Here is a 16,521-nt window from a genome sequence, read left to right on the forward strand (position 1 = left end):
GGCAAGATCAGCCCAAAACCAGCCCTGTTCCGGTCAGTTCTTCGCCTTTTCGCTGAAAGGATCCTGGTCGGCACGCTGGGTCAAGGGTTTCCGTGACCACTCCTCTTCAGCGCCTCTCTCCCCTACGCTTACCGTTGTCTGTTCTATTCATTAACCCATTGAGCGAGCGGCTCTAGCTTTAGCTATGGTTCGGTTCCGTATTCAAGCTGACAGTGATATTCCGGCATCCACGCAGTTGTTTAACCAAATTCGGTTTGCGATCGCCTCGCGGCAGTTTCCGCCGGGGCATCGTTTGCCCAGCACCCGCCAACTGGCCATGGAAACGGGCTTGCATCGCAACACCATCAGCAAGGTCTATCGCCAGCTTGAAGATAACGGCCTAGTGGAAGCCCAGCCCGGCTCTGGCATTTACGTGCGGGCCTTGGGCCATGAAGGCGGGGCCCAACTCCGATCGCCCGTTTTTGACAAAAACCCCGAAGCCTATCAACTGGTGAAGCAAAGCCTCGATCGGCTAATCGAAGCCGGTTGCAGCCTCAGCACCGCTCGGGAACTGTTTTTGGGGGAAGTGGATTGGCGGTTACGATGCAGCGCCCGCGTGATTGTCACCGCCCCTCAACAGGACTTGGGAGTGGGCGAAATTATGGCCGGTGAAATTGAGCAATCGCTGCAAATTCCCGTGCAATTGGTGGCCATGGAAGATTTGCCAGCCGCGCTCGATCGCACCGCTTCCGCCACCGTGGTCACCAGCCGCTACTTCATTGGCGATGCGGAAAAAATCGCCGCCCCCAAATCGGCCCGCGTCATCCCCGTGGATATTTATGACTATGCCGAAGAAATTGAATTCGTGAAGAATCTCCCGGCCGGTACGCGGATCGGTCTGGTCAGCATCAGTCCCGGTTGGCTGCGGGCTTCGGAAGTGATTGTCCATAGCTTCCGGGGCGAAGAAATTTTGGTGATGACCACCCTCCCCAGCGACACCTACAAGCTCGGGGCATTGGTCAAAACCGTGCGCTATATCGGGTGCGATCGGGACAGCTTCCCCAAGGTCAAGGCCGCCGTTTCCGCGCACCGAGAAGACATCATCCGTCCCCCGCAGGTGATCTGTTGCGAAAACTACATCGGCAGCCAATCCATGAACCATCTCCAACGGGAGTTAGGCCTGGCCTAGGAACGGCCAAATTTAACCATCGGCCAGACTAGTGATTGGCCATAGTAAACATTGGCCGCGGCAAAATCACTGGCCATAGCAAAGTTACTGACCACGATAGTTGGACAGTCGCGCCAGGGTTGCCAAGGGTTGGACACCCGGATATTTTCGCCCCCGAATTTCCCAGGTAGGATAGCCCTCGATCCCCGCCTGCGCGCACAGTTGCGGCTGCGGGTTGCGGCCTCGGGGGTCGCACTCAATGTAGCGAATTTGGTTGAACGCCTGACCAAATAATTCCTTTTGATTTTGGCAATGGCCGCACCAGTAGGCTCCATACATTTTTGCGCCAATTTGCCGCAGGTGTTGGGCCAAGCCTCGGGGGGAAACCGCCAGCATCCCTTCCCAGGATTGTTCGATCGCCCCTTGAATGGCGGGAGCTGCGGCCTTGGCCGGGTTCGCTGGGGTGGCTGCTTCTGCCAGGGTCGCCACCAGTCCCGCGCCGGCCAGGGTGGCGGCACAGCTCAGAGCAATCCAAGCTTGAGTCGTTAGCAAGTTGCGGTTAGGTTTCATAACCAATCCTGTTGTGCTCGTTGGAGTGCGGGTGTTAGGCGCGGGTCGTTAGGCGCGGGTTTGTAGGCATTGATGCGCGGCGATCAGCGGCGGTTGCCCATTTGGTGGGGTGGAGGTTTTGTGCGATGATCGAACGACGCTTTTTGGCGGTTCATCACGCTTCAACTACCAGTTTTAACAATATGGCAGTCATTCAATTCATCCGAGGCATTAACGAAGAGGTGGTACCTGATGTCCGCTTGACACGATCGCGTGATGGGAGCAACGGCCGCGCCATCTTTATCTTTGATAACCCTAAAACGTTGGCTGCATCCGCTGATCAAGAAATCACCGGCATGTACCTGATCGACGAAGAGGGTGAGTTGATGACCCGTGATGTGAAAGGCAAGTTTGTTAACGGTCAGCCGTCGGGCATTGAAGCCTACTACGTCATGACCTCGGAGAACGATTGGGAACGGTTTATGCGGTTTATGAATCGCTACGCTGAAGCGAACGGCTTGGGCTTCACGAAGGCTGACAGCTAGCGATCGCCCAACTACTCAATTAGCTACTCAATTACGCCTAGCCACTCAGCGCCCGACCATTCCACCATCCCAGAACCATGCCCGAGGGGGTGATCGCCCATGAGTCAGCCACAGTCCCTGGAGGGGCCCCATCCCGATCGCGAGTCTCTTCAGGTGCGTTGTGCGGTAATCACCGTCAGTGATACGCGCAATTTTGAGACCGATCGCAGTGGGCAACTGATTCGCGATCGCCTGACCTGGGCGGGCCACTCGATCGTGACCTACCAGATTTTGAAGGATGAACCGGCGCTGATTGCGGAAACAGTATTGCAACTGTGCCAAAACCCGGATATTGATGCCCTGTTGCTGAATGGGGGCACGGGCATTGCGCCTCGGGACACAACCTACGACGCGATCGCCCGGTTGCTCGACAAGACTTTGCCCGGATTTGGTGAGCTGCTCCGGCAACTGAGCTTTGCAGAGGTTGGCTCACGGGCCATGGCTTCCCGGGCGATCGCTGGGGTTTGCCAAGGAAAGTTGGTGTTTTCGATGCCCGGATCGAGCAATGCGGTTAGCCTTGCCCTGGATTCTCTGATCTTGCCGGAGCTAATTCACTTGGTGACTCAGCTTCAGAAATAGCGGATAGAGATTCTGGGTTACAGATCGAAGTTAAAGATCAAAAATACAGCCCTTACCTCGATTACTAAGCACAGTAGCCCGTAGGGTGGGCACTGCCCACCGAGCCGTTGCTTCATGGTATCTGTGATATGGCGTGCCAATCATTTCAGGTGAAGGCTGTGTGGATCGAAATGTTGATTTAGGAAGCTTCCTGGGTCGATTCAACCCGAGCTTAATTCAATCTTAATTAATCACGAATTCACTGATCAATTGGGTGAGTTGATCAATCGAGCAATTTAGTTCGATCAACTTCCAGCCTGATTGATTCTGAATTTGATGAATCAAAAGTGGGCAAGGAGAGATTCGAACTCTCATGGATTTCTCCGCCGCATTTTGAGTGCGGTGCGTCTACCGTTCCGCCACTTGCCCGTAGCGCTCTGCAATTATAGCGGATTTTTTGAAAAATGGTGCAACAAATCTCGATATTCTCGGCTGTGGGCCCAACGATCAATTTCACGGGCCCGTAACACGGGAACAGGATGGGTCAAAGTTGCGGTGCGAGCGCGTTTGAGGGCAGCTCCCAGTTGGGATTGGTCGATCGCGTCATAGGCCCGAGCCTGGGCCAGGAATGCTTCGACATTCAACAGGGGCGCAAGATTCGGTGAGCCACCCGCCAATTTCATCAACACCGAAGCCACCACCGTAGGATCTTGCACGGCCAACAGGGCCGCTCGATCGCAGGTGAATTCTGCACAACGAGACCACTCCAGCAGCCGCTCCTGCAAGCCCTGGGCGAACCACCGTCCCCACTCGGGCACTTGTCCCGCCGCCAACACCAACACGTTGGCCAGGGTCAGGTAGAGGCTATGTTCACACTTGAGATGGCCCAGCTCGTGGGCAATCACCGCCTGGGTTTCCAGGGGGGTGAGCAAGTCCAACAGGGCCGAGTGAATGACCACGAAGGGCCGCCGCCCTCGCATGGCAAAGGTGTAGGCGTTGGGAACCGGGTGTTGGCGCACGTAAAGCTGCGGTACTTCCAAGTCCAGCCGCTGGGCTGCCTCTTGCAACAGGTGGTGCAGATGGGGCAGTTGGTGGGGCCCCACCAACAGGCTGGCGGCAATGTTTTCGAGATACATCACCTCCTCCGCGATCGGGCCCACCAAATTACGTACCAGCAAATCCAACCCCGGCCAGCGATCGAGCGATTGGGTCGCTGCCAAATCGAGGGGGTGTCGAAATTGGTTGGCACGCAGCCCCAACAACCGCAAAGGCGCTGGGGAGGTGGAATGCTCGGAACCGTCAGCCATGGTGTTGGAAAAAGGAAGATTTGGAGGATGGGCCGCGGGGCCCTGGCTCTGGCTTGAGTTTAGCTCACGGCTGCGGGCACTGCGCCCTCTGCAAAACCATTCAGGCGCTGGATGTTGGCCCCGATCGAGCGGAGTTTGTTCTCAATGTTTTCATAGCCCCGATCGAGGTGATGCAGGCCACGGATCGTGGTTTTGCCCCGGGCTGCCAAGCCCGCCACCACCAAGGCCGCCCCCGCCCGCAAATCCGAAGCGGTGACCGGCGCACCGGACAGGAACGGCACGCCCTTGACGATCGCCACCCGATCTTTGACCCGAATGTTGGCCCCCATGCGATTCAGCTCTGCCACATGGCGCAGACGGTTTTCAAACACCGTTTCGGTAATGGTGCTGCTGCCTTCGCAGAGGGTGAGCAGGGCCATGAATTGGGCTTGCATATCCGTGGGAAAACCGGGGAACGGCAAGGTTTCCAAATCCGTGGCCAACAGTCCATGGCCGGGGAAAACGCGAATGTTGGTTCCCTCGATCGCCGTTTGCACCCCGATCGCCTCCAACTTGGCCAAAGTGGCGCTCATGTGGTCGGGAATCACTGGCCCCACCAACAGGTCTGATCGTGTGGCCGCTGCCGCCACCAAAAACGTTCCCGCTTCGATGCGATCGGGAATCACGGAATGTTCAGTGGAATGGAGCTTTTCCACGCCCTCAATCACCACCGTGTCCGTTCCTGCGCCGCGAACCTTCGCCCCCATCGCGTTGCAGAAATTCGCCAAATCAATAATTTCCGGCTCCCGCGCCGCGTTTTCCAGGATGGTTTCCCCTTCTGCGAGGGTGGCCGCCATCATCAAGGTTTCCGTGGCTCCCACGCTGGGATAGTCCAAATAAATGCGGGCCCCCGTCAGGCGCGACTTGCCGCGAATGCTGGCGAATACAATCCCGCTGTCGATATGCACGTCGGCCCCCATGGCCTGGAGACCCCGCACATGGAGTTCCACGGGCCGCGCCCCGATCGCGCAGCCGCCGGGCAGGGGGAACCGGGCCTCGCCCATCCGGGCCAACAGGGCCCCAATGGCAAAGAAGCTAGCCCGCAGTTGGCTCACCAACTCATAGGGAGCTTCGGCGCGGTTGATGTGGCGTGCGTCAATTTCCCATGTGTCACCCAGGCAGCGGGTTTTCAGCCCCAGCGCTTCCAACACCTGCCCCATCCGCGCCACATCCACCAGCAAGGGCACGTTACGGATTCGGCATTCTCCGGAGCACAGCACCGTGGCCGCCAACAGCACGAGGGCGGAGTTTTTGGCTCCACTGACTGAGGCATGGCCGCTGAGTGGCTGACCACCCACGATTTCGAGGATGGGTTCATCCGCTTCGCGGGAAGCAGAGAGGGGGGAAGTGCTAGACGGGGAAACTATGGCCGTGGTCCTCCAAAAACGCGCGCCAAGCTGAAATGTTGCGAGAATGCAAATTTCGTTTAGATTCTACACAACTCAACTTCCCTGGCAATGTTCTCCAGATCCCGAAACCCACGCATGGGGGGCGATCGGTCAATTCCGGTTTTGGCACTTTCCCAGCAAGCTGCACCCCCCGTCAGGGCGATCGGACGGGGCGGGTCGATTACCTGAGCCAATTCTCCTCGGAGGGGGTTAACTAGCGTCTGAGGGGTACTGGAGCGGGAGCAAAGATCATGGGCGATCGCTGGCGATCCGATCGCCATGGAACCCACTTTTTCAATGCTGCTCAAAAAAATCCAAAAAAATTTCTAAAAGGGGTTGCGCTCCAGACTGAAAGTGCTAATATTGATTCCGCGCAAGCGGAACTGGCGGAATTGGTAGACGCGCAAGATTCAGGTTCTTGTGTTCGCAAGGACTTCCGGGTTCAAGTCCCGGGTTCCGCATCTTAAACGCCAACATGATTACAAGCGTCAAAAACCCACTGGTTAAGCAGCTTAAAAAGCTCCATCAAGCCAAGGGAAGACGCGAAGAAAATCAATTCTTAATCGAGGGAACTCATCTGTTGCAAGAAGCAATTGCAGTGGATTATTCCCTCGATTTTGTTTGTTGCACACCCACTTGGCAAGAAAAATATCCGGCGGATTTTGCGCGGGCGGCGGCCCACGCCCCGATCGAGCTGGTGGCCGAGCCAGTGCTCCAAGCGATTGCCACCACAGTGAACCCGGACGGGGTGGTGGCGGTGGCCCAGCGTTGCCCGATCGCCCCTCAGCGATCGCTCCAAATTGCCTTGGGCTTGGAACGGCTTCAGGATCCGGGGAACCTGGGCACGATCGTGCGGGCGGCGGCGGCGGCCAGTTGTGACCAAATTTGGTTAAGTGACGACAGCGTTGATCTGGATCATCCCAAGGTGTTGCGCTCCACGGCGGGTCAGTGGTTCCGAATGCCGATGCAGGTGGCGGAAGATTTGCGATCGACTGTGTGCGACCTGAAGCAACAGGGCTTCAAGATTGTGGCCACAGTACCCACGGCCGACCTCAGCTATTGGGAGGCGGATTTGCGATCGCCTGTGATGGTGTTGTTGGGCAACGAGGGCGCGGGTCTTTCTCCGGAGCTAATTGCTGAGGCGGATACGGCTGTGCGCATTCCCCTTGCACCGGGGGTTGAGTCCCTGAATGTGTCAGTGACGGCGGCGCTCCTGTTGTACGAAATTCAACGCCAGCAAACCCGGGCCTAGAAACCCATTTCAGCCCAGAGCTTCACCCAAGCATTTCTCTCCAAATTTTCAACCAGAATCCTCAATCCAACTCTTCAACCAGGGTCTTCAATCCAAAACTTTAACCAAAATCTTTAACCAAAATCTTTAACCAGAATCTCAGGCCCCAGCCTGTAGGGTTGAGAACTGAGAAGTGCTAGGGTTCCGTGCTGGGTTGGGGTTGTCCTTCTGGCAAATCCAGTTCGATGTTGGTTCCCCGATCGAGCACTTCAATATCCCACTGGCCCCGGGCCCCGCTTTCAAACACAATAAAGCGACCATCGGGACTGATGCGGGGCGATCGTACCCAACCGCGATAGCCCTGGGTGAGCACTTGAACCTGGCCCGTCGCCCGATCGTATAGCTCAACTTCTGGGCGGGCGTAGTCGCTGGCCAGATACACCAAATAGCGACCGGTTTGGCTGAGGCTGGGTTGCTCGGCGATCGCGTCTCGGCGGTTTAACCGAGGCAGCTCAATGAAGCGGCGCTGCTGCAAGTCAAATAGCAAAATCTGGCGGTTGCCCCCTCGGTTGGAAACAAAGGCCAACATCCGCCCATCGCCGCTGAGACTGGGCTGCTCATCGGCATAGCGGGAATTGAGGGTGAGGGGAATGTTGAGGTTGGCTCCGTTGCCACAAGCAACCAGGAGCGCGGCTGTGCTGAGAACAACCGCGCTCCGGCTTAGGGCCCGTTGACCCAATCTGAGGGACGATCGCAAAACGGACAAGGGCGTTTAGGGGAAGTTTCGCTGGAGGTTAGCGTTCAAACTTAACAGGGCGATCGAAGTCGTCTTCGTAGCGATCGCTGCCATTACCGTCGGAAAAACGGGCTTCCGAGTCACGGCTGCTGCCCAGGGATCCATCACCTTCTTCGTCCTTGGGACTCAGATCTAGGGGCGGACGACTGCTGGCCTGGTCGGCGTAGCGATCCCAATCTTCTTCGGTGGGTTCCGGGTCGATCGGTTGATAGGACACGTAGCTATCGGCGGGTTCCACCTCTGCGGCATAGCCATCGCTGTAGCTGCTTTTGCGGGCGGGCGGTTCGTCAACGTAGTTGGTGCGGCTGACCGGTGGCTCATCGGCCAAGGGAGCCGTGCCAGAACGACGCTTGCGCGTGGGAGCGCGATCCTCGGGGCCGCTGGGTCGATCGCGCCGACTGCGAGGGGATCGATCGGGCTGTTCCCAGCGATCTTCGCCCCAAGATTCCTCCGATCGGGTGGGGTCAACTCTTGTGGAGTCAACTCGCGTGGAGTCAGCAGCGGGGCGACGGCTCGATCGGCTCACGGGCGGCTCGCTCCAATCGGCTCCCGTTTCGGGGCGGTTGGGCGGGCGCTGGGCGGGCCGACGCTTGCGAGGAACACCACCACCATCGGGGCTGGCTCCGGCACTGGGGCCGCCAAAGGAATCGCGGTCATCGCGCGGGGGGCGTTGGGTCGGCGGTCGGCGGCGCGGCGGCGCATCATACCCACCATCGCGACTATCGCGGCTGTCGCGGACTTCACGGCCATCGCGCGGTCGGCTGCCATATTCCTCGGCGGCGCGGCTGTCGCGGCTATCGTCGCTGCCCCGAATCCGGCGATTGTAGGGCTGGCGTTCGATCGGCTCCATGTCATCCAGTTCCGCCCGATACACCCGACTCACGGGCCGATCGTCATCCACCAGGGGTGCAGTGCGCTTGGCCTGCTCCGTGGTCACGTTCCGCAGCCGAATACTTTCGTAAGCGAAAAAGATGGCTGACCCTGCCAACAGGAATTGGCTGAATTGCAGAATCGGATCCAGCCGCCAGCTATTAAAAAACAGAATGCCACCGCACAGCAGACCCACCGCCGCGAAAAAGATGTCGTAATCGCGGGCCAGTCCTGGCTTGTACGATCGAATGAAATAGAGTGCAGCGCCCGCCACCGCGAGGATGATGCCGATGAGGCTGCCCCAGCTAAAGCCAACGTTAACCATCGTCCCTCAAGAACGTTACGGGTTTATTCTAACGACGAACGGCGGCTCCGATGGGGTTACCGGAACCGCCGTCCTTTGCGGGCGATCGCGCCGAGGCTATCCCAACCGCAGGGGCTGAGCGGCACGACAAGCAACCTTAGAAAGTGCGTTTTACCTTGTCGTTCTGGCTGATGACGATCAAGCCAACGGTAATCGGCAGCACCACAATTACGGCTCCCAAGAGCAGGCTCCACAGGAAATTCGCCAAAGAAGCAGTCATAGTTATCCTCGGATTGAAAACGCACAATTGGCTCTAGGGTTGTATTTTATCGCCCGATCGACGCTCTGTCGCCCCAGCGGAATTGAGAATTTCCCAGAATGATCCGTCAAGCTTTACGATCATCCGTGCTGCGGCTGATATCTCCGAGCGGGGTTGGGTGGCATCTGGGCCGGGCGCTGCCCTCTGAGCCAGATTTTGCGCTAGCCATCCCCCCGAGGCCGATCGCCCGCCCTTCTCAATTTCTACCCCAAGTTCGGCATGAGTACCGTTGTGATTGGATCGTGGGCCCTGAGCCTGCTGTTGGGTCTGTTCATTTTGTTGTTCATTGTCCGAATCGTGCTGACTTGGTATCCCCAGGTGGATGCCCAAAAGTTGCCCTTTAAGTTGGCGGTGGCTCCGACGGAACCCTTTTTGAAGGTGACCCGCGCGATCGTCCCCCCGATCGGCGGCGTAGACATCAGCCCGATCATTTGGGTTGGGTTGGTGAGCCTGTTGCGTGAAGTGCTGCTGGGGCAACAGGGGCTGATCACCATGAGCTTGAACTAACCGAAATGCCGAACTCTAGCCCAGCTCAAACGTTATTTAGGTGGGCTGTGTTTAGGTGGGCTGTCGATCGCTGTTGCTGGCATAGACCGGACAACAACCATCGGGAGCCACGCGGCGATCGGCCAGGGGAGAGGCGGGATTGCGGCAATGTTGCCCCCGATAAAATTGGCAAGTTTGGCAACAGATCAAGTCCGGTGTGTCGGGCCAGGCGGTGTTGCGATCGAGCACTTCCCGAGGGGACATGCCTCGCAACACCAAATCCGATCCCTGCCAGCGCACTTCCACCAGCCCCGTTTCCGCAAAGGCTTTCCAGCGGGGACTATGGACGATCGCATCAGGCAGATGCACCGTGGCGGCTCCCTCTCCGGTGCTAATTTCCCCTTCATATCGCTCGATCGGGGCGGCCGGTTGGGCAAAGCTTTCCCCGATCGGCAACTCCAAAGCAGCACCCGCACTGGGGCAATGGATTTGGTAGCGGCTGTTGAGTTCATCCAGGGCCGCCAAACCCGACAAATGATCAATGCCCCCATGGACGAACACCACATGCTGAGGGCGCATGTTGTGGATCAGTTGCAGCGTGCCCAAGCCGTCCGAATGTTCCGACAGTTCATAGGTGCTGTAAAGAATTCGATCGCCCTCATGGGGGCTGCGGAGAGGCTCGGCTTCCAACCGGCCACCCGCGGCTGCCTGCACAGACACCAACCAACGCCCCGTCTGACAGAAGCGATCGCACAGTTGGGCCACGGGCAAATCATCATCCACCAACAGCAGGCAGGGGCCTTCCAGGGCCAAATCGGGCCCGTTTTGATCGCTCGACAGCCGCCGCACCAGTGGCCGCACCCGATCATCCCAAAACAGATTTTGATGGCGGGCAAAATTCTGCACCGACTCCGGCAATCGATCGAGAATTGCCAAATAGGCATCACAGCCGGCCGCCACCTGGCGATCGACCCAAATGGTGAACTCGCGCCCCGTGAAGTAGTGGTGGCTGCGCAACAGCATCAACAGTTCTTGGCCCAGACCCAACAGCGGCACGGGCAACAGCACCGATCGCCCCTGGGCCAGGGCTTGGCTGACCTGATCCGCGAGGTCATTTTCCTGGCGGCGACGACGCGATCGACGGGCCACCCCGTAGGATCCCTCCACGATCAGCACATCCGGTGCAAGGCCGCGCACCTCCGTGAGGGGCATTCCTTCCACCAACCGGCCATTAGACAGGAAAAAATCCCCGCTGTAAGCCACGCAATATTCGCGCGATCGATTGCTGCGGGATTCGGCCCGGGACTGGTATCGCAACAGGGTGAGGGCCGCTCCCGGCAAATGACCAGCGGGCAACAGCTCCACCGTCAAATCATCAGCCAAGGCCACGGGCGATCGCCAAGGAAGGGCCTGGCAAAACAGCGGAATCGACTCCAGAGGGCGATCGAGCCAATTGGTGGGCAACAGTTGGGCCGTTTCGCCGCTGGCAAAAATCGGCAAATGGGGAAATTGCTCATGGAGCTTCAGCAAGCCGCGTGCATGGTCGCGGTGGGCATGGCTGCAAACCACCCAATCGGCCGGCATTCGGCCCCAGCCCACCATGCCCGATCGCGGTCGGATGGGGTTTGGATGATCCCACGCTTCACCCAGGAGGGGCGACAGGCTCCGCAAGCCACAGTCCAACATGACGCGATGGGTTCCCAATCGCACCACCAGACACATCCCTTCGCCCCCATGGCCCACGGCATAGGGCAAGCACTCTAGCTCGGTCACAGGTTTGGGTTCCTTGATCGATCGGCCGCCATTGGGCCGATCGCCCTTCGTTAGTGAGCCGAACCGTTGCCGTGATAGTTATCCGTGTCGTAAAACCCGTTGCGCGTGCCAAAAAACAGGCAAGCCACCGTGAACAAACCGGTCAACACCGCCAAAATCAATTTCACATCCATGGGACGCAACCACTCACACCAGCTAAAGGAAATAGGGGGGGAAGCTTGGGGAAATGTTAAATTCCCAAATTTTCCCAAATTTCATTGATGCCCCGGGCCGAAACCAAGGATCCGGCGGCGGGTTTGAGGCTTCGAGCCTTTCCTCTACCGTATCGAGCGGCTCCCGGGCTGTCAAATCGGGATGCAGCCAACGGCCCTGAGCAGATTGAGGCCAGGACAGATCAGATCCAACTGAGACCCAACTCAGTCCCGATCAGTTGGCAGCAAATTTCAAAAGTTAATTCCAAAAGCTAATTCTAAAATCCAATTCAAAAGCCCAATTCAAATCGGGATTTCCTCGATCGCGTCCCACAGGCGATCGAGCGGTTCCGTCAACGTCCAGGGCAGCGCCGCCACGGCCGATTCCGCCACCGAGGGCGATCGGCCGCAACGGCTGGCAAAGGAACACGATCGACAGGCGGGGCTGTGGGCCGGCAATTGCGGCAGCGCCTGCCCCCCGTGATAGGCGGCGATCGCCTGATCAATCGCTTGGCCCATCTCCAGCAATTGCGCTTGGGTTGATTGGTGCCAATCGGTGCTGTATGCAAACGTTTCGCAAGCCAACTCCGGCCCGTTGGCGGCGGTCGGGGCGGCCGGCGATCGGACAAACCAATAGCTCATGGCCAGGCGATCGGGCGGTAAATGGCTCGTTTCCGCCAACACAAAAAGATACAAACGGGTTTGCCAATCCTCTTGCAGTCGATCGCGCGACAGGGGTTGGGCGTGAGTTTTCCAATCAAAAATCTGCGCTTCCGTGGGCCGGGTTGCCAATAGGTCATACACCACAGTGAGTAGGCGATCGCCCATCACCCAAGTGCGGCGATGTTCCGCATCCAGTTCCCAATCGCTGGCTCCCGATTGATCCCACCACTGGCGCAGGCTATCCCAAGTGCGATCGACCGCATGATGGAGCGCTTGGGCTTCCGCATCCCCTTCTGCCCGCAAAACCAAGGACATCTTGGCCGCCGATTCAGCCCCCAATTCAGTGAGTTTGCAGTCCGTTCCACGGTTTTGAATGGATTGTTGCATCAGCCAATGGAATCGACTGCCCCAAACCATTCGTTCCTGTTGATGGGGATTGGCCGGCAACAGTAAACAATCCAAATAGAGATGTTGAAACTGTCGCGGACAGGTCATCCAAGCATTCAAAACCCCTTGGGACAAATGCTGCATCATGCAAAGCAATGTGGCTATCCAAAGCCATTAAAAATCAAGTTCTTGAAATAGTTCAGCGATCGGGAGGCTGAAACCTGGAATGATCGCTTCACCATCGAGGCGATCGGCTGTTTTAAGCAGGCGATCGGGTTCTTGGGGCGATCGATAAACCAAAATATAGCGCTGCTGTGGATTAATCACCCACATTAACCTTGTACCGTTAGCAAAATATTCCGTGATTTTCCCGTCAATTTCTTCGACGGTGTTTCCTGGCGATAATACCTCAACGGCTAAGTCGGGTGCGCCTTCGAGAAAGCCGGTGGGTAGGGTGGTGAGTCCTTGCAGTCGGTTTTTGGCAAAAAAGGCTAAATCGGGCGATCGTCTGTTGCCATTTTGCATCTTGAAGCCAGTGCTGGAGTCAAAGAGCAATCCCAGTTTTTGGCTCCGAATATAACTCCCCAATAAAATCATCAAGGTGCTACAAATGTGGCCATGTAAAGCATCTGAATTTCCTATATCAATCAGTTGATTATTGACAAGTTCATAGCGGTGGCCGTCGTTAGGCAGGGCCATGAATGCGGCATCTGTCCATGGGGGTGATGAGGTGGACTCGGGGGTGGATCGAGGTTGCGTGAGGGTCATGGCTGGCCTCGGGCGATCGCCTGGATAAGACCGATTATAGCGATCGCCCCTGGGCTGACCCAGAACGGCTGACAGGGCATAATCGAGGGAATGCAGTCGCGGACAACGGCAAGTGAGATGACGCTGAACCCTGGAGATCGGTTAGATGGCGATCGCTACAAAATTGAGCGGGTTTTGGGCTGCGGGCGATTTGCAATTACCTACTTAGCGATCGATGGTCAAAACCAAAACCGGGTGGCGATCAAGACCCTAAACGATAGTGCCAAGGTTCATCCTGACCTGGGCAAGCTCTGCCAAATTTTTCGGGATGAGGCGATGCAACTCAGGGCTTGCAACCATCCCCATGTGATGAAGGTCGATCGCCTGTTTGAGGAGGATGGTGCGCCTTGTGTGGTGATGGAACACATTGCGGGTGCAGACTTACAGGAATTGGGGCGATTATCTGTGGATGAAGCCATGCGCTACATTCGGCAAATTGGCTCGGCTTTGGACTATATCCATGGGCGCGGATTTATCCATCGTGATGTGCGACCGGCCAATATTCGGTTGCGGGCAGGTGAACCGGCGGCTGTGTTGATTGATTTTGGGTCAGCGCTGAATTTTTCGGATGAGTTGAGCGCGACGGAAACAGCCAGCCATGCGGGCGGTTGTGCAGCGCCGGAAGCCTACACGAGCAAGGGCGATCGCGGTTCCTACACGGATATCTATTCCTTGGGGGCGACGCTCTACACGCTTTTGGAGGGAAAAGCACCGCCCGATGCATTGGAGCGGCAACTCAAGGGCGTGGCGATTTCGTTTTCAGGGCAATATGATGCCAAGATTTGCCGGTTAATTGAAAAGGCGATGAAGCTGAACCCGGCAGATCGTCCGAAATCGGCGGCGGATTGGTTGCAACCGTTTCCCCAGGAAGCCAAGAAACCGTCATCGCTTAGCCTCAAAGGCTGGAATTGGCAAACGATTGCAGCCGTAATTGCAGCAGTTGGCGGTTTGTTGGCTGGTATTGGGGCAATGGCGGGCTGGTTTAAAAATGAACCGCCTACGCCGTCTTCGCCTGCTGCTTCGACGATTCAGTCCCCTGCCAAGTCAACTAAATAGAACGAGTATTTTTATGGTTTTGAGGCCGGGCGACACCCTGCGCGGGGGGCAATACGAAATTATTGCTGTTTTGGGGCAAGGGGGATTTGGAATTACTTACAAAGCTTTGGATCGTCATCTCAAGCGGTATGTGGTTCTGAAGTCGCAAAATGAGTATTTGCGGTATGACCCAGACTATGAGAAATACGTGGCGCGGTTTATGAAAGAAGGGCAAATCATGGCCACACTTGCGGCTCGTGAAATGCACCCCAACTTAGTCAAAGTATTTGACCTGTTTTCAGAACCGGTTAATCATCATTACCTGATGATGGAGTTCATTGAAGGACAGAATCTATTTGAGGCGGTGAAAGCAAGGGGGCGATTGCCAGAAATGGAGGTGATCTCCATTGCTAGACAAATTGGCAGTGCATTGGAGTGGATGCACGATCATCAGCTTGTGCATCGTGATGTACATCCCGGCAACATTATGCTGCGCCCTGATGGGAAAGCTGTACTGATTGATTTGGGAGGGGCTAAAGAATTTATACCGTCTTCCCAAAGTTCAAAAGGTATAAAGGGAAATGAAGCATTTGCACCCTATGAGCAAATTGTTAAGCCTGAAAAGGCAAGATATCCTTCAGCAGATATTTTCGGTTTGGCAAGTAGTTTATATTTTGCAGTCACCGGCGAAAGGCCTACTAAATCTCTATCTAGAAAGTTAGATGGCGGAAACTTAACGCCACCTTGCCAACTAGTCGCAATTTCAGAAAATTTCAATGCAATGCTGATGGCAGGATTGGAGCTAGAAGCGGCCGATCGCCCACAATCAGTGACTCAGTTTTTGCAAACTCTCACTGATAGGGATCGGCCACCTGAACGAATTGCTGAGAACCCTCCGCAACCTGAACCATCTGTCCAAGGTAATGAGACCGCTAGTCTCCCTTGGGGATGGCTTCTGGGGTCTATGATCGCTTACACAATTATTGGGATTGGTGTCAGTGTGCCACCATCATCACTACTAATTAACTGGGCTGTGGCTATGGCTATGGCTGTGGCATGGACATGGGCTGGAGCTGGGGTTGGGGCTGCTGAGGCTGTGACTGAGGCTGTGACTGAGGCTGTGACTGGGGTTAGTCTGACTAGGGCTAGGCATAGGGCTATGGCTATGTCTTTGGCTGGGGCATGGGCTGTGGCATGGGCTGTGGCTGGGGCATGGGCTGTGGCTGGGGCATGGGCTGTGGCATGGGCTGTGGCTGGGGTTTGGGCTGTGGCATGGGCTGGGGAATGGGCATGGGCTGGGGCTGGGGTTTGGGCTTGGTCTATGGCTGTGGCATGGGCAATTACTGGGGCTGGGACTACATCTTTGGCTAGGGCTATGGCTGTAGCTAGGGCTGTAGCTTGGGCTGTGGTTGGGGCTATGGCTATGTCTTTGGCTGGGGCATGGGCTGTAGCTTGGGCTGTGGCTGTGGCTGTGGCTGTGGCTAGGGCTATGGCCATAAATGTAGCTGGTCGTGTCGCTATGGCTAGGGCTATGGCTAAAGCTGAGGCTATAGCTAAAGCTGAGGCTAGGGCTGAGGCTAGGGCATGGGCTAGCTATATGGCTATGGTTGAGGCTAGGGCTGATGCTGTGACTGTGGCTGATGCTGTGACTGTGGTTGTGGCTGTGGCTGTGGCTGGAATGGCTCTATGGCGGGGATCTTGGGAGTTTATTGGTGGTTATGGATTTGTGTTTGTGGGTCTGTGGTGGGGAAGCTGGCCCCTGACCCTGGGTTTGCTCCCAGGAATTGCGGCTGAGGGAATGCGAGACCGCAAAGGGTTAGCGATTGTTTTGCCAACTCTGGCAGCTTGGATGGGCTTGGCGATCGGGTGGTGGATCTATCGCGCCGTGCATCCCGCCTAGATGGTTTTGGAGGAAATGCAGTCGTGGACAACAACAAGTGAGATGACGCTGAACCCTGGAGATCGGTTAGATGGCGATCGCTGCGAAATTGCTGCTGAATTGCATCATCTCGTACACCATCATCGGGATTGGTGCTAGCGCCTCAGTCACCCAACTGCCATCACTTAGCGGGTTGGTTTTCATCGCA

18 protein-coding genes and 2 tRNA genes are annotated in these 16,521 nt (G+C 56.7%); 8 read left to right on the forward strand and 12 right to left on the reverse strand.

Features of this window, described 5'->3' with window-relative positions:
- The first annotated feature begins 184 nt into the window (after positions 1-184).
- The gene (locus tag H6F46_RS00520) at positions 185-1,168 is read left to right on the forward strand and encodes a GntR family transcriptional regulator (protein WP_099532097.1); all 984 of its coding nucleotides are present in this window, start codon (positions 185-187) and stop codon (positions 1,166-1,168) included.
- Between the two features lie 84 nt (positions 1,169-1,252).
- Here H6F46_RS00520 and H6F46_RS00525 read toward each other — a convergent pair whose 3' ends face one another.
- Complete coding sequence (locus H6F46_RS00525; protein WP_190354755.1) at positions 1,253-1,717, reverse strand: hypothetical protein; 465 nt, start codon at positions 1,715-1,717, stop codon at positions 1,253-1,255.
- Positions 1,718-1,899: 182 nt separating this feature from the next.
- Here H6F46_RS00525 and psb28 point away from each other — a divergent pair, with 182 nt between their 5' ends.
- Positions 1,900-2,241 (forward strand): photosystem II reaction center protein Psb28, encoded by a 342-nt coding sequence (gene psb28 / locus H6F46_RS00530; RefSeq protein ID WP_099532117.1) that lies wholly within the window; start codon positions 1,900-1,902, stop codon positions 2,239-2,241.
- 99 nt (positions 2,242-2,340) lie between these two features.
- Positions 2,341-2,859 (forward strand): molybdenum cofactor biosynthesis protein B, encoded by a 519-nt coding sequence (locus H6F46_RS00535; protein WP_190354756.1) that lies wholly within the window; start codon positions 2,341-2,343, stop codon positions 2,857-2,859.
- 327 nt (positions 2,860-3,186) lie between these two features.
- Here H6F46_RS00535 and H6F46_RS00540 read toward each other — a convergent pair.
- From H6F46_RS00540 to H6F46_RS00555, 4 genes are all read right to left on the reverse strand, one after another.
- A tRNA-Leu gene (locus H6F46_RS00540) sits at positions 3,187-3,267 on the reverse strand.
- A gap of 14 nt (positions 3,268-3,281) precedes the next feature.
- Positions 3,282-4,145, reverse strand: coding sequence for a M48 family metallopeptidase (locus H6F46_RS00545; RefSeq protein WP_190354757.1), 864 nt, complete (start codon positions 4,143-4,145; stop codon positions 3,282-3,284).
- A 59-nt stretch (positions 4,146-4,204) separates the two neighbouring features.
- The gene (gene murA / locus H6F46_RS00550; protein ID WP_099532093.1) at positions 4,205-5,551 is read right to left on the reverse strand and encodes a UDP-N-acetylglucosamine 1-carboxyvinyltransferase; all 1,347 of its coding nucleotides are present in this window, start codon (positions 5,549-5,551) and stop codon (positions 4,205-4,207) included.
- A gap of 59 nt (positions 5,552-5,610) precedes the next feature.
- Positions 5,611-5,880 (reverse strand): hypothetical protein, encoded by a 270-nt coding sequence (locus H6F46_RS00555; protein WP_190404960.1) that lies wholly within the window; start codon positions 5,878-5,880, stop codon positions 5,611-5,613.
- A 69-nt stretch (positions 5,881-5,949) separates the two neighbouring features.
- Here H6F46_RS00555 and H6F46_RS00560 point away from each other — a divergent pair.
- Together H6F46_RS00560 and H6F46_RS00565 are read left to right on the forward strand one after the other, a co-directional pair.
- Positions 5,950-6,033: transfer RNA gene (locus tag H6F46_RS00560), tRNA-Leu, on the forward strand.
- A 14-nt stretch (positions 6,034-6,047) separates the two neighbouring features.
- Positions 6,048-6,824, forward strand: a complete 777-nt coding sequence (locus H6F46_RS00565) for an RNA methyltransferase (protein WP_190354759.1) — start codon at positions 6,048-6,050, stop codon at positions 6,822-6,824.
- A gap of 175 nt (positions 6,825-6,999) precedes the next feature.
- Here the strand turns inward: H6F46_RS00565 and H6F46_RS00570 are convergent, their stop codons facing one another.
- The 3 genes from H6F46_RS00570 to psbX form a co-directional block, all read right to left on the reverse strand.
- Entirely contained in the window at positions 7,000-7,569 is a 570-nt protein-coding gene (locus tag H6F46_RS00570; protein ID WP_234406568.1) for a biopolymer transporter Tol, read from the reverse strand.
- A gap of 28 nt (positions 7,570-7,597) precedes the next feature.
- Positions 7,598-8,794: a Ycf66 family protein gene (locus H6F46_RS00575; RefSeq protein WP_190354760.1), complete on the reverse strand. Its 1,197-nt coding sequence runs from the start codon at positions 8,792-8,794 to the stop codon at positions 7,598-7,600.
- Positions 8,795-8,930: 136 nt separating this feature from the next.
- Complete coding sequence (gene psbX, locus H6F46_RS00580) at positions 8,931-9,053, reverse strand: photosystem II reaction center X protein (RefSeq protein WP_099533165.1); 123 nt, start codon at positions 9,051-9,053, stop codon at positions 8,931-8,933.
- A 258-nt stretch (positions 9,054-9,311) separates the two neighbouring features.
- On the opposite strand from psbX, the gene H6F46_RS00585 reads away from it, so the two are divergent.
- The gene (locus tag H6F46_RS00585; protein WP_099533166.1) at positions 9,312-9,599 is read left to right on the forward strand and encodes a YggT family protein; all 288 of its coding nucleotides are present in this window, start codon (positions 9,312-9,314) and stop codon (positions 9,597-9,599) included.
- A 51-nt stretch (positions 9,600-9,650) separates the two neighbouring features.
- Here H6F46_RS00585 and H6F46_RS00590 read toward each other — a convergent pair whose 3' ends face one another.
- From H6F46_RS00590 to H6F46_RS00600, 4 genes are all read right to left on the reverse strand, one after another.
- Positions 9,651-11,351 carry an MBL fold metallo-hydrolase gene (locus H6F46_RS00590; protein WP_347278310.1) on the reverse strand — a complete coding sequence of 567 codons (1,701 nt, stop codon included), beginning with the start codon at positions 11,349-11,351 and terminating at the stop codon, positions 9,651-9,653.
- A 50-nt stretch (positions 11,352-11,401) separates the two neighbouring features.
- Positions 11,402-11,524 (reverse strand): hypothetical protein, encoded by a 123-nt coding sequence (locus tag H6F46_RS19480; protein ID WP_099533167.1) that lies wholly within the window; start codon positions 11,522-11,524, stop codon positions 11,402-11,404.
- A 321-nt stretch (positions 11,525-11,845) separates the two neighbouring features.
- Complete coding sequence (locus tag H6F46_RS00595) at positions 11,846-12,739, reverse strand: PD-(D/E)XK nuclease family protein (RefSeq protein ID WP_190404961.1); 894 nt, start codon at positions 12,737-12,739, stop codon at positions 11,846-11,848.
- 27 nt (positions 12,740-12,766) lie between these two features.
- Positions 12,767-13,360, reverse strand: a complete 594-nt coding sequence (locus H6F46_RS00600) for a Uma2 family endonuclease (protein ID WP_190354762.1) — start codon at positions 13,358-13,360, stop codon at positions 12,767-12,769.
- 117 nt (positions 13,361-13,477) lie between these two features.
- Between H6F46_RS00600 and H6F46_RS00605 the strand changes: the two genes are divergently transcribed.
- Both H6F46_RS00605 and H6F46_RS00610 read left to right on the forward strand, forming a co-directional pair.
- Positions 13,478-14,455: a serine/threonine-protein kinase gene (locus tag H6F46_RS00605; protein WP_190354763.1), complete on the forward strand. Its 978-nt coding sequence runs from the start codon at positions 13,478-13,480 to the stop codon at positions 14,453-14,455.
- 13 nt (positions 14,456-14,468) lie between these two features.
- Positions 14,469-16,334: a serine/threonine-protein kinase gene (locus tag H6F46_RS00610; RefSeq protein WP_190354764.1), complete on the forward strand. Its 1,866-nt coding sequence runs from the start codon at positions 14,469-14,471 to the stop codon at positions 16,332-16,334.
- Positions 16,335-16,521: the final 187 nt, after the last annotated feature.

It is taken from the genome of Limnothrix sp. FACHB-1083 (genome assembly GCF_014696485.1).
Taxonomy (GTDB): domain Bacteria; phylum Cyanobacteriota; class Cyanobacteriia; order CACIAM-69d; family CACIAM-69d; genus CACIAM-69d.

Excerpts from the sequence above, each read along its gene's own strand:
- H6F46_RS00520 (WP_099532097.1), top strand. The coding sequence starts at position 185 with ATGGTTCGGTTCCGTATTCAAGCTGACAGTGATATTCCGGCATCCACG.
- H6F46_RS00525 (WP_190354755.1), bottom strand. The coding sequence starts at position 1,717 with ATGAAACCTAACCGCAACTTGCTAACGACTCAAGCTTGGATTGCTCTG.
- psb28 (WP_099532117.1), top strand. The coding sequence starts at position 1,900 with ATGGCAGTCATTCAATTCATCCGAGGCATTAACGAAGAGGTGGTACCT.
- H6F46_RS00535 (WP_190354756.1), top strand. The coding sequence starts at position 2,341 with ATGAGTCAGCCACAGTCCCTGGAGGGGCCCCATCCCGATCGCGAGTCT.
- H6F46_RS00545 (WP_190354757.1), bottom strand. The coding sequence starts at position 4,145 with ATGGCTGACGGTTCCGAGCATTCCACCTCCCCAGCGCCTTTGCGGTTG.
- H6F46_RS00565 (WP_190354759.1), top strand. The coding sequence starts at position 6,048 with ATGATTACAAGCGTCAAAAACCCACTGGTTAAGCAGCTTAAAAAGCTC.
- H6F46_RS00575 (WP_190354760.1), bottom strand. The coding sequence starts at position 8,794 with ATGGTTAACGTTGGCTTTAGCTGGGGCAGCCTCATCGGCATCATCCTC.
- psbX (WP_099533165.1), bottom strand. The coding sequence starts at position 9,053 with ATGACTGCTTCTTTGGCGAATTTCCTGTGGAGCCTGCTCTTGGGAGCC.
- H6F46_RS00585 (WP_099533166.1), top strand. The coding sequence starts at position 9,312 with ATGAGTACCGTTGTGATTGGATCGTGGGCCCTGAGCCTGCTGTTGGGT.
- H6F46_RS19480 (WP_099533167.1), bottom strand. The coding sequence starts at position 11,524 with ATGGATGTGAAATTGATTTTGGCGGTGTTGACCGGTTTGTTCACGGTG.
- H6F46_RS00595 (WP_190404961.1), bottom strand. The coding sequence starts at position 12,739 with ATGATGCAGCATTTGTCCCAAGGGGTTTTGAATGCTTGGATGACCTGT.
- H6F46_RS00600 (WP_190354762.1), bottom strand. The coding sequence starts at position 13,360 with ATGACCCTCACGCAACCTCGATCCACCCCCGAGTCCACCTCATCACCC.
- H6F46_RS00605 (WP_190354763.1), top strand. The coding sequence starts at position 13,478 with ATGACGCTGAACCCTGGAGATCGGTTAGATGGCGATCGCTACAAAATT.
- H6F46_RS00610 (WP_190354764.1), top strand. The coding sequence starts at position 14,469 with ATGGTTTTGAGGCCGGGCGACACCCTGCGCGGGGGGCAATACGAAATT.